Annotated in this window: 11 protein-coding genes and 1 pseudogene; 4 read left to right on the forward strand and 8 right to left on the reverse strand. The window is 67.4% G+C overall.

Annotated features, from left to right (window positions below; all coding sequences use genetic code 11):
* The 4 genes from CCN39_RS46035 to CCN39_RS46050 all read left to right on the forward strand — a co-directional run.
* A partial coding sequence (locus CCN39_RS46035; protein ID WP_086853311.1) for a hypothetical protein occupies positions 1-333 on the forward strand: 333 nt, incomplete at its 5' end.
* Positions 330-953, forward strand: coding sequence for a DUF3558 domain-containing protein (locus CCN39_RS46040; RefSeq protein ID WP_086853295.1), 624 nt, complete (start codon positions 330-332; stop codon positions 951-953). The genes CCN39_RS46035 and CCN39_RS46040, both read left to right, overlap by 4 nt.
* A gap of 5 nt (positions 954-958) precedes the next feature.
* Positions 959-2,242 (forward strand): hypothetical protein, encoded by a 1,284-nt coding sequence (locus CCN39_RS51395; protein WP_086853296.1) that lies wholly within the window; start codon positions 959-961, stop codon positions 2,240-2,242.
* Positions 2,239-2,910 carry an ESX secretion-associated protein EspG gene (locus tag CCN39_RS46050; protein ID WP_086853298.1) on the forward strand — a complete coding sequence of 224 codons (672 nt, stop codon included), beginning with the start codon at positions 2,239-2,241 and terminating at the stop codon, positions 2,908-2,910. Before CCN39_RS51395 ends, CCN39_RS46050 begins: the two co-directional genes overlap by 4 nt.
* Before the next feature lie 29 nt (positions 2,911-2,939).
* On the opposite strand, the gene nuoN is transcribed toward CCN39_RS46050, so the two are convergent.
* From nuoN to CCN39_RS46090, 8 genes and pseudogenes are all read right to left on the reverse strand, one after another.
* Entirely contained in the window at positions 2,940-4,511 is a 1,572-nt protein-coding gene (gene nuoN, locus CCN39_RS46055) for an NADH-quinone oxidoreductase subunit NuoN (RefSeq protein WP_086853300.1), read from the reverse strand.
* Positions 4,512-4,513: 2 nt separating this feature from the next.
* Entirely contained in the window at positions 4,514-6,064 is a 1,551-nt protein-coding gene (locus CCN39_RS46060; RefSeq protein WP_086853302.1) for an NADH-quinone oxidoreductase subunit M, read from the reverse strand.
* Complete coding sequence (nuoL, locus tag CCN39_RS46065; protein ID WP_086853304.1) at positions 6,064-7,965, reverse strand: NADH-quinone oxidoreductase subunit L; 1,902 nt, start codon at positions 7,963-7,965, stop codon at positions 6,064-6,066. Before nuoL ends, CCN39_RS46060 begins: the two co-directional genes overlap by 1 nt.
* 11 nt (positions 7,966-7,976) lie before the next feature.
* On the reverse strand, positions 7,977-8,276 hold the full coding sequence (gene nuoK, locus CCN39_RS46070; protein WP_003081840.1) for an NADH-quinone oxidoreductase subunit NuoK: 300 nt from the start codon (positions 8,274-8,276) through the stop codon (positions 7,977-7,979).
* The gene (locus CCN39_RS46075) at positions 8,273-9,133 is read right to left on the reverse strand and encodes an NADH-quinone oxidoreductase subunit J (RefSeq protein ID WP_086853306.1); all 861 of its coding nucleotides are present in this window, start codon (positions 9,131-9,133) and stop codon (positions 8,273-8,275) included. Before CCN39_RS46075 ends, nuoK begins: the two co-directional genes overlap by 4 nt.
* Positions 9,130-9,657: an NADH-quinone oxidoreductase subunit NuoI gene (gene nuoI, locus CCN39_RS46080; RefSeq protein WP_086853307.1), complete on the reverse strand. Its 528-nt coding sequence runs from the start codon at positions 9,655-9,657 to the stop codon at positions 9,130-9,132. The genes CCN39_RS46075 and nuoI overlap by 4 nt, the downstream gene beginning before the upstream one ends.
* The gene (nuoH, locus tag CCN39_RS46085; RefSeq protein ID WP_086853309.1) at positions 9,644-10,993 is read right to left on the reverse strand and encodes an NADH-quinone oxidoreductase subunit NuoH; all 1,350 of its coding nucleotides are present in this window, start codon (positions 10,991-10,993) and stop codon (positions 9,644-9,646) included. The genes nuoI and nuoH overlap by 14 nt, the downstream gene beginning before the upstream one ends.
* Positions 10,990-11,329 (reverse strand): annotated as a pseudogene (locus CCN39_RS46090) (NADH-quinone oxidoreductase subunit G); the annotation flags it as partial. The pseudogene CCN39_RS46090 and the gene nuoH, both read right to left, overlap by 4 nt.

An 11,329-nucleotide genomic window follows, 5' to 3' on the forward strand; every position in this document is an offset into this window, starting at 1 on the left:
GGTGGGGGTGGGTCTGGTGGTGCGGGGTTCGAGTATGACGAGGAGACGCTTCGTGAGTTGATGCACGAGTGGAACGACCTGGCCAACGAGTTCGAAGATGATCTGAGCCGAGCACGCCTGATCGCCACCGCTGAAGGCCCAGGCCTCGAATACGCGAGCGGCGGCAACGCTGAGCTGATCCGGCAGTCTGGATCGGCACTCACGACCACGCTCTACGAGCGCGCGTCTTTCTGCCGGGCTATGGCTGCGAAATTCGAGGCAGCACTGGGCAAATATGCTACAGCCGAAGATAGGAACTCGACAGAGATCAAGCGAGCCGGGGGCAGTCTGTGAAACGCTTCTTTCTGATCGGGTTGAGCGCGACACTGCTCGTCGTAGCTGCATGTACTTCGACTCAAAACGGAACGGCGTCGCCTTCGTCCACGGACGAGATCACATCGAAGACCAGCGACCCACACTCAGGGCTGCCCGGTGCAGGCGCGCCCGAGGTCGCAGCCCCACTTGATACCACGGAGTTCCAAAAGAATCCTTGCACTTCCCTCACCTCCGCACAGGTAGCTGAACTCCTGGGCCCGGGTGCGAACCCGAAAGAAGACCCGAACGACCTGGCCGGCCCCAGCTGTTTTTGGCATCCGACATCAGTGACACAGGCCACTGTCTCGGTCATCTATAATACCAAGAACCAACGCGGTCTCACCGCAGTATACGAACAGCAGGGAACCACCTTCCCCTTGTTTGTCCCCATGGATTCGATCGATGGGTACCCGACGGTCGCATACGGGCAGGCAGATCTGCGCTCCAAAGGCAGTTGCGCGATCGCCCTGGGAACCAGCAATCAAGACATCATCGATGTGTCGGTCACTCTCTCCGAGGGCAAAGTTGGGAAGAAGGACCCCTGCAAGGCAGCCCACGAAGTCACGGCAACCGTGTTGAACAATCTCCGGGCCAGGTGAATTTTATGGTTACCGAAGGACCGCTGACCGCCGCTCAGATCTATGAGCAGATCACCGGCGGGAAAGGCACCCAGTCGCTGGATGCCGCGCAAGTGAGTGCCAGGCAGTTGACCACTCGGATGGTTGAGCGGGCCCAGCGGATCAGCGCTCTCCGGGCCAAGACCATGTCAGGTTGGCGCGGGAACGCCGGTGAGGCCGCTGCCGATGCCACTCTGCCCTTGGTCCAAGCCGCTGCTGATGATGCCGTTCATCTTCAGGCCGCTCAAACTGCCGTTGGGTCTCAGATGGATGCCTTTGGGACCGCCAAATACTCCGTGAAGCCCGTTGCGTCTCAGCCTCCTGAAATCGGGGCTGATGATGTTCTGCGCGCTATCACCGACAAGGGGTGGGGCTCCTACAACGCCAAAGTTGCCGGGTGGCAGGCCGACAGCCAGGCCAACATCGATGCCTTCAGTGCCTATCACTCCGCCAGTAGCGCCAATGGTGGGCAGATGCCCTCGCAGTACGCGCAGCTTTTCGACTCCGGGGCTGCCGTCTCCATGCGGACCTCCGGGGACAAAGCCGGGGCCACCGATACCGGGGAATGGGCTCGGAATCCCCGGGATCCGCAGGTTCCCCCTCAAGATCGGCAGACCGTTCGGCCGGGGCGAACCCAGGTCACCGATCAGGACCGAGGGCAAACGACCACCCAGCAGAACCAGCAGAACCGGCCGGACCAGCAGAATCGGCCCGACCAGCAGTACCAGCAAAACCGGCCGGACCAGCCGAACCAGGTTCGACCCGGGACGACGAACACCGACGACACCCACGCCAACAGCTACGTACCCAAGCCCGTCCTCCCCACCACCCAACCTGGGTATGAGTTCGGGCCCACCGGCCAGCCCGTCAGCAACCTGACCGGGACCGGCGGGTTCGGGCCATACGGCGGCGGATACCAAAGCGGTGGTTACCAAGGCAGCGGATACCAACCGGGAACCCCCGGCTCCAGCACAGGGACCGGCAGCCGAACGAACCAGCCCGGCACGCGCACCCCCGGACCAGGAAGCAGCACCGGCGCACGGCTCCCCGAGGAACGCCTCCCCGGCACCTCCCCCGCCCGCGGTGCCGCCGGGGCCCGCGGCGCCAACGGCCTCCCCGTGGGCACCCCGCTGACCGGGCGCGGCGGCAAAGAAGAAGACCGCGAAAAGAAAAAGGCCCCTTACCTCCAAAACCCCGACCCCGACGAGACCTTCGGCGGCTTCACCGAAAAGCCCATGCCGCCGGTCATCGGTGAGAACAAGAAACGATGATCTTCTCGCTGAACACCCTGCTCACCGCCATGCGTCACGTCGGCTGCGGCGATCCTCACCCTGTCTTCGCGAAAGGGCTTCGCTACATCCCGCCGTCCGCGAAGAAGCAGGTCACCCGGGACGCCTTCGACGAACTCAGTCCCTACGGCTTCACCCAGGGCGACGGCTTCACCCCCGAATTCGAAGACCTCCTGCACCTCCTCGACCAGCCGGCCCAGGAGTACGTCGCCTACGCGCGGGACACCGTCGGCCAGACGAACGTTCTCGTCGCCGTCGGCGGACGGTCCAAGGTCTGTGTCGTCCTCCGCGGCGACCAGATCGAACTCAGCGACGTCGACACTCACCCCGCCGATGCCCTCGTCGGACGGCTGCCGCACTACCGGCCCGCCGACATCAAGCACTTCTCGGTTCCGCAAGAGGACTTCCGCAATGCCGAGGTCAGTGACATCTTCGACGAAGAGCGCAGCCGGGAAGCGCAGGAGCTCGACGCCCTCTTCCGGCAGCCCCACTTCGGCGTCGGGCAGCTTCACGCCGATGGCCGGGCCGTCAGCTACCTCGATCTGGAAGCCGGGCGTGTCGGGATCGCCGCCGCCGAGGGGTACATCAGCGTTCTGCCCGGGGAGAACCAGAACCTGAGCCGAATGTTGAAGGCCGCCACCCCGCGATAACGCAAGGTGGCGGCCTTCAAGACAAACAATCAGAAAGCGAACCCGCCCGAACCGGCCCAGCCCAGCGCGAACGCCGGGACCAGGCCCAGCACCAGCGTCACCGCCGTGCCGAGGAAGATCGCCGTTCCGGTGCCGAAGCCCGGGACCGAGACCGAAGGCCCGTCCGCCGCCGGCTCCGAGAAGTACATCAGCACGATCACCCGGAGGTAGAAGAACGCCGCCACCGCGCTGAACACCAGCGCCACGACCACCAGCGGCGCCATTCCGTCCGACAGCGCCGCCGAGAACACCACGAACTTGCCGACGAACCCGGACGTCAACGGGATACCGGCGAGAGCCAGCAGCAGGAACGTGAACACCCCGGCCAGCAACGGCGACCGCTTCGCCAGCCCGGCCCACGCCGAGAGGTGCGTCGCCTCGCCCGAGGAATCCCGGACCAGGCTGATCACGCCGAACGCCGCCAGTGTCGTGAAGCCGTACGCCAGCAGGTAGAACAGCGTGCTCGACAAGCCATCGCGAGTCATCGCGATCGCCCCGACCAGCAGGAACCCCGCGTGGGCGATCGACGAGTACGCCACCATGCGCTTGACGTCCGTCTGCGTCAACCCCAGCACCGCGCCGATCACCATCGAAATGATCGCCACGCCCCAGAGCACTCCGCGCCACTCCCATGAAGTCGACGAGAACGCCACCGACAGCACCCGCAGGATCCCGCCGAACGCCGCCACCTTCGTGCACGCCGCCATGAACGCCGTCACCGGCGTCGGCGCGCCCTGGTACACGTCCGGGGTCCACGTGTGGAACGGGCCGACCGAACCCTTGAACAGCAGGCCGACCACGAGGAGACCCAGACCCGCGAACAGCAGCGTGTCCGACCGGTCCGAACCCGCCGCCGCGGCCGCGATGTCGCCCAGCTTCACCGAGTTCGCGTAGCCGTACAGCAGGGCCAAGCCGTACAGGAAGAACGCCGACGAGAACGCGCCCAGCAGGAAGTACTTGACCGCCGCCTCCTGGGACAGGAGACGACGCCTGCGGGCGAGGCCGCACATCAGGTACAGCGGCAGCGACAGCACTTCCAGCGCGATGAACATCGTCAGCAGGTCGTTCGCCGCGGTGAACGCCATCATGCCGCCGAGGGCGAACAGCGTCAGCGGGAACACCTCGGTCTGCATCACCGTCGCCGTCTGGGCGCGGTCCTGGATCGTTCCCGGGCGGATGCTCGCCTGGGCGACCAGTGCGCCGCCCGGCTCGACCACGCGGTCCGAGATCAGCAGCACCGCGCCGACCGCCAGCGCCAGGAGCGTGCCCCAGAGGAACAGCGCCGGCCGGTCGATCGAGATCGCGCCGCTGAACGTCGTGACGCCGCCCGCCGGGGCGCTGCCCGTCGCGTAGATCACCAGGCTGACGCCGGCCGCCACGATCGACGCCAGGCTCAGGCCGACCTGGATGCCGAACCGCGAGCGCTTCGCCGCGAACGCCTCGACCAGCACGCTGACGCACGCCGCGCCGAACACGATCAGCACCGGCAGCACCGCCGGGTAGTCGACCGACGGCACCTGCACCGGCGGCTCCGGTGCCTGGGTCAGGAGGATGTCGAGCACTTTTACTTGCCTCCCTGGACCGCGGACAGCGTCTGCTGCACCGTCGGGGTGACTGTGTCGAGCACCGGCTTCGGGTAGAAGCCGAGAACGAGGATCAGCACGACCAGCGGCGCGAGGATCGCGATCTCCCGACCACTGAGGTCGCGGATCGCCTTCTTGGCGCCCAGTTCCGGCGCGATCGCCGTACCCGGGCCCCCGCCGACACCCACGAGCGCGTCCCCGCGGACCGGGCCCTGGAAGACCCGCTGGTAGAGCCAGAGGACGTACGCCGCGGCCAGGACCATGCCGACCGTGGCGAGGATCGTGTACACCGGCTGGTCCACGAAGGACCCGATGAGCACCAGGAACTCGGAGACGAACGAGTTGGTGCCCGGCAGGGACAAAGTGGACAGACCGGCGAGCAGGAACAGCCCGGCCAGCAACGGGGTCGCCTTCGCCATGCCGCCGTAGTCGGAGATCTTCGAAGACCCGCCGCGCGCGACGACCAGGCCGATCACCACGATCAGCATGCCGGTCGCGAGGCTGTGGTTGAGCATGTACGTCGCCGAGCCGACCATCGCCTGCTCGTTGAACGCGAAGATGCCCAGCGAGATGAAGCCGAAGTGCGCGATGGACACGTAGGCGATGAACCGCTTCATGTCCCGCTGCCCCGCCGCGAGGATCGAGCCGTAGAGGACACCGATCACCGAGAGCACCAGCACCAGCGGCGCCAGGGCCTTGCTCGCGTCCGGGAACATCGGCAGGCAGTAGCGCAGGAACCCGAACGTGCCGACCTTGTCCAGCACGCCGACCAGCAGGACGGCGACGCCGATCGGCGCCTCCCCCGCCGCGTCCGGCAGCCAGGTGTGGAACGGCACCAGCGGCGCCTTGATCGCGAACGCCAGGAAGAAGCCGAGGAACAGCCAGATCTGCGTGGACAGCGGCGCGTCGCGCACCACCGTCACCAGCGTGGCCCAGTCGAACGTGCCCTTGCCGAGCTTGTCCGCCGCCAGCGAGTACGCCCCGATCGCCGAGGCCAGCATGATCAGGCCGCCGAGGAACGAGTACAGGAAGAACTTCACCGCCGCGTACTGCCGGTTCGCGCCGCCGTAGCCGCCGATGAGGAAGTACATCGGGATCAGCATGATCTCGAACAGCACGTAGAACAGGAAGACGTCGGTCGCGGCGAACACGCCGATCGTGAGCGCCTCCTGCAGCAGGATCAGCGACAGGAACCCGCCCGCGCTGCGTCCCGACGGGAGCTTGTCCATCGTGCCGAGCCCGCCGACGACGATCGGCACCAGCAGCGCGATCACCGCGATCATGATCAGCGCGATGCCGTCGACGCCGAACGCGATGTGCACGCCGAAGCTGGGGATCCAGTCGAAGCTCGACGTCATCTGCAGCCGCGCGCCCGAAGGCGAGTAGCTGAGCCAGAACGGGATCACCAGCACGAACTCGAGGATCGAGAACCCGAGCGCGGCCAGCACCGCGGCGCGGTCGTTCCCCTTGAGGAACGCCAGCACCAGGGAGCCGGCGAGCGGCACCAGGATGAGGATGAGCAACCAGGTCATCAGGAGAACCTCACCAGCAGGAGAGCCGCCAGAAGCAGGAACGCGCCGCCCAGCATGGAAAGCGCGTAGGACCGGACGAAGCCGGTCTGGAGCCGCCTCAGCCGGCCGGACCCGCCGCCGAGACCGGCGGCCAGGCCGTTGACCGCGCCGTCGACGCCGCGGTTGTCGACGAACACCAGCGCCCGCGAGAGCCAGGTGCCCGGGCGGGCGACCAGCGTCTCGTTGAGCGTGTTGCCGTACAGGTCCTTGCGCGCGGCCCGGGTGACGAACGAGACCCGCTGGGGCTGCTCGACCGGGACGTCGCGGCGGAAGATCAGGTACGCGATCAGGACGCCGAGCACGGAGAACACGATCGCGCCGGCCGAGATCACCCCGGCGTTCAACGGCGAGTGGTGCGCTTCTTCCAGCTCGCCGACCGACGGGGTCAGCCAGTGGGCGAAGCGCTCACCGAGGGCGAAGAACGCACCGGCGCCGACCGAGCCGACCGCCAGCACCGCCATCGGGATCCACATGACCGCCTTGGACTCGTGCGGGTGGAAGTCGCGGCCGTCGGAGCTCTTGATGTCCTTCCAGCGCTCCTTGCCGAAGAACGTCATCATCATCAGGCGCGTCATGTAGAACGCGGTGAGCCCGGCACCGAGCAAGGCCGCGCCGCCCATCACCCAGCCGCGCCAGCCGCCCTGGCTGAACGCCGCCTCGATGATCGCGTCCTTGGTGAAGAAGCCCGACAGCGGCGGGATGCCGATCAGGGCCAGGTAGCCGAGGCCGAAGGTGATGAAGGTGATCGGCATGTGCTTGCGCAGGCCGCCGAACTTCCGCATGTCGACCTCGTCGTTCATGCCGTGCATGACCGACCCGGCCCCGAGGAACAGCCCGGCCTTGAAGAAGCCGTGCGCGACCAGGTGCATGATGCCCAGCGCGTACGCGATCGGCCCGAGGCCGACCGCCAGCATCATGTAGCCGATCTGGCTGACCGTCGAGTACGCGAGGACCTTCTTGATGTCGTCGTACGCGCAGCCGATGATGCACCCGAGCAGCAGCGTCACCGTGCCGACCAGCGTCACGATCAAGCGGCCGTCTTCGGTGGCGTTGAAGATGTCCTTCGAGCGGGCCACCAGGTAGACGCCCGCGGTCACCATCGTGGCCGCGTGGATCAGGGCCGACACCGGGGTCGGGCCCTCCATCGCGTCCGGCAGCCACGCCTGCAGCGGGAACTGGCCGGACTTACCGCAGGCGCCCAGCAGGAGCAGGATCGCCATCGCGGTGATCGCGCCCGGCGAGAACTTGCCGTCGCCGACCGCCTGGAAGACCTGCGCGTAGCCGGTCGAGCCCGCGTACTTGAACATGATGAAGATGGCCAGCGCGAGCCCGACGTCACCGACGCGGTTCATCAGGAACGCCTTCTTCGCCGCGGTGGCGGCGGACGGGCGGCCCTGGTACCAGCCGATGAGCAGGTAGGACGCGAGACCCACGCCCTCCCAGCCGAGGTAGAGCGTCACGAAGCTGTTGCCCAGCACCAGGATCAGCATCGACGCGACGAAGAGGTTGAGGTACGCGAAGAAGCGGTACCGGCCCTCGTCGTCGGCCATGTAGCCGATCGAGTAGTAGTGGATCAGCATGCCGACGCCGGTGATGAGCAGCACGAACGTCAGCGACAGCGCGTCGATCCGCAGCCCGAAGTCCACCTGCAGCTGGCCGACCGGGATCCACGAGTAGACCTTGGTGTCGGTCGTGGTGCCCGTGTCGGCGCTGAAGAAGAGGATGACGCCGTAGACGAAAGCCAGGGTGACGGTGGCACAGCCGAGCAGATGCCCCCAGGCCTTCGCCCGCTTGCCTGCCAGCAGCAGGATGAGGGCGCCGAGGCCAGGGAGGGCCACCAGCAGCCACGATGATGCGGTCACTCGGGGGTCTCCTAGTACTTCAGCAGGTTGGTGTCGTCGACCGAGGCCGAGCGCCGGGTGCGGAAGATGGCCATGATGATCGCCAGGCCGACCACGACCTCGGCGGCCGCGACGACCATGACGAAGAACGCCATGATCTGGCCGTCGAGCCCGCCGTTGATCCGGGCGAAGGTGACCAGCGACAGGTTCACGGCGTTGAGCATCAGCTCGATGCACATGAACACGACGATCGCGTTGCGCCGCACCAGCACGCCGACCGCGCCGAGCGCGAACAGCAGCGCCGACAGCAGCAGGTAGTACGTCGGGGTCACTTCTTCTCCCCCTCGGAATCGGAGCTTTCGGAGCCGACCAGCGCGTGCGCGTCCGGGTGCGGGCCCTCGTCCGCGACGAGCTTGCGTTCCTTCGCCAGCTCGATCGCCGAGGTGGACTCGATGATCGCCGACAGCGACTCCGGGGCGACCGAGCCGTCCGGCAGCAGCGCCGGGGTGGCCACCGAGTTGGCGGTGGCGAAGACACCCGGGCCGGGCAGCGGCGACGGCCGGTCGTGCTCGCCGCGGAAGCGCAGGAGCACCAGCTCCTTCTGGGTGAGCTTCCCGCCCTTGGCGTGCCGGTCGGTGAAGGCCAGCACCATCGCGCCGATCGCGGCGGTGATGAGCAGCGCCGACGTCAGCTCGAACGGGAACAGGTAGTCGGTGAAGATCAGCCGGCCGAGGCCCTTCGGCCCGCCGCCCGCGGGGGTGGCGGAGTCGAGCGGGATCGCCGGGGTGACGTTGTCCATCGCCCGGTAGATCCCGGTGGCCAGCAGCGCGGCCATCCCGATGCCGAGCACGGTCGCGGCCAGCCGCTGGCCGCGGAGGACTTCGACGACGGAGTCCGAGCTCTCCCGGCCGACCAGCATCAGCACGAACAGGAACAGCATCATGATCGCGCCGGTGTAGACGATGATCTGCGTGAAGCCGAGGAACGGCGCCGACTGGATCATGTACAGCGCGCCCAGGCTCAGCATGGTCAGCACCAGCCACAACGCCGAGTGGACGGCGTTGCGCGAGAAGATCATGCCGAGCGCGCCGAGCAGCGAGAGCGGCCCGAGGATCCAGAACGCGATCGCCTCGCCGGTGGAGACACCGGCGGACGCGTTCGGCGCCGCGGCCAGAACTGCGGAGATCACTTCGCCGCCTCCCCGCCGCGTGCCAGTTCGGGGCCGTTCACGTAGTAGTCCTGCTCGTTCTCGCCGAGCCGCATCGGGTGCGGCGGCTGCTCCATGCCGGGCAGCAGCGGGGCGAGCAGGTCTTCCTTCGTGTAGATCAGCCGCTGGCGGTCGTCGTCGGCCAGCTCGTAGAAGTTGATCATCGTCAGCGACCGGGTCGGGCACGCCTCGATGCAGAGACCGCAGCCGATGCAGCGCAGGTAGTTGATCTGGTAGTCCGCGCCGTACCGCTCGCCCGGCGAGTACCGGGCTTCCTCGGTGTTGTCACCGCCCTCGACGAAGATCGCGTCCGCCGGGCACGCCCACGCGCACAGCTCGCAGCCGACGCACTTCTCGAGGCCGTCCGGGTGGCGGTTCAGCTGGTGCCGGCCGTGGTACCGCGGGGCGGCGGGGGCGCCGGCCTCCGGGTACTCCTCGGTGGCGACCTTCTTGAACATCATCCCGAAGGTGACGCCGAAGCCCTTGACGGGATCAAGAAACCCCATCTTGTGCCCCTTCCTTTGCGGTACCGACGGCCGCCGGCTTGCGGCGGGCCGCCTTCGCCTCGGCCTTGGCCAAAGCCTTCTGACGCGGGGTGGTCTGCGGGACCTTCAGGTCCAGCGGCGGGACCGGGAAGCCGCCGCCGGTGACCGGGATGCTTTCGCTCTCCTCTTCCCGGCTCGCGGCCCGGACGTAGAAGAACAGCGCGACGACGATGAAGATCGCGACCGCGGCGATGATGATGGTCGCGGTGTTCCAGGTGATGACCTTCGCGAACGTCACCATGATGATCCAGACCAGGTTCAGCGGGACCAGGACCTTCCAGCCCAGGCGCATGAACTGGTCGTAGCGCAGGCGGGGCAGCGTGCCGCGCAGCCAGATGAACCCGAAGAGCAGGACGAACATCTTCGCGAAGAACCACAGCACCGGCCACCAGCCGGTGTTGAGCACGTTGTTCCCGATCAGCGACAGCGGCCACGGGGCCATCCAGCCGCCGAGGAACAGCGTCGTCGCGAACGCCGACACGATCACCATGTTGACGTACTCGGCGAGGAAGAACATCGCGAACTTCATCGAGCTGTACTCGGTGTGGAAGCCGCCGACCAGCTCCGATTCGGCCTCGGGGAGGTCGAACGGGGCGCGGTTGGTCTCGCCGACCATCGAGATCAGGTAGATCACGAAGCTGGGGACCAGGTAGAGGAACCACACCTTGTGCTGCGCGCCGACGATGTCGGCCAGGTTCAGCGAGCCGGCCTGCAGGATCACCGCGACGATCGAGAGACCCATCGCGATCTCGTAGGAGATCACCTGCGCCGCGCTGCGCATGCCGCCGAGCAGCGGGTACGGCGAGCCGGACGACCAGCCGGCGAGCACGATGCCGTAGACGCCGATCGAGGAGCAGGCCAGGATCACCAGCGCGCTGACCGGCAGGTCGAGCAGCTGCAGCACGGTCCGCTCGCCGAAGATCGACACGACCGGGCCGAACGGGATGGCCGACAGCGCGATCAGCGACGGCACCACGCACATGACCGGCGCGAGGAAGTACACCTTGCGGTCGGCGGTGTCCGGGATGATCTGTTCCTTGAACGGCAGCTTGATCGCGTCCGCCAGGGACTGCAGGTAGCCGCCCGGGCCGACCCGGTTGGGGCCGGGCCGGTTCTGCATCCGGCCGACCGCCTTGCGTTCCCAGACGATCAGGAAGATCGTCATGATCGGCCCGATCAGCAGGATGACCACGCACTTGAGCAGGATCAGCCACAGCGGGTCGTCGGCCAGCAGCGCCGCCCGGGTAGCCGCGTCGGGGACGCTCCCGACGGCGGCTTCGGTCAGCAGCGGGGTCATTGCCCACCTCCAGCGAGGTTCACGACGGCGCCGTGCCCGGCACCGAGCGTCTTGAACACGGCGGAGCCGTCCGAGTTGCCCGGCAGCCACACGACGCCGTCGGGCAGGTCGGCGATCTCCACCGGCAGCGTGATCGCACCGCGTTCGGTGCTGACCCGCACGGTGGTGCCCAGCCCTTCGGCGGTCTTCGCGGACAGCCGCGCGACCGGGGTGCGCTGGGTGCCCTTGAGGTGCGGCTCGCCGTCCTGCAGCGAACCGTTGTCGATCAGCTGGCGCCAGGTCGACAGGACCGCCTGGCCGGCACCCGGCGTGCCGGGCGGCGCGATCTCGGCGGCG

This window comes from Amycolatopsis kentuckyensis (assembly GCF_002155975.1).
Classification (GTDB): domain Bacteria; phylum Actinomycetota; class Actinomycetes; order Mycobacteriales; family Pseudonocardiaceae; genus Amycolatopsis; species Amycolatopsis kentuckyensis.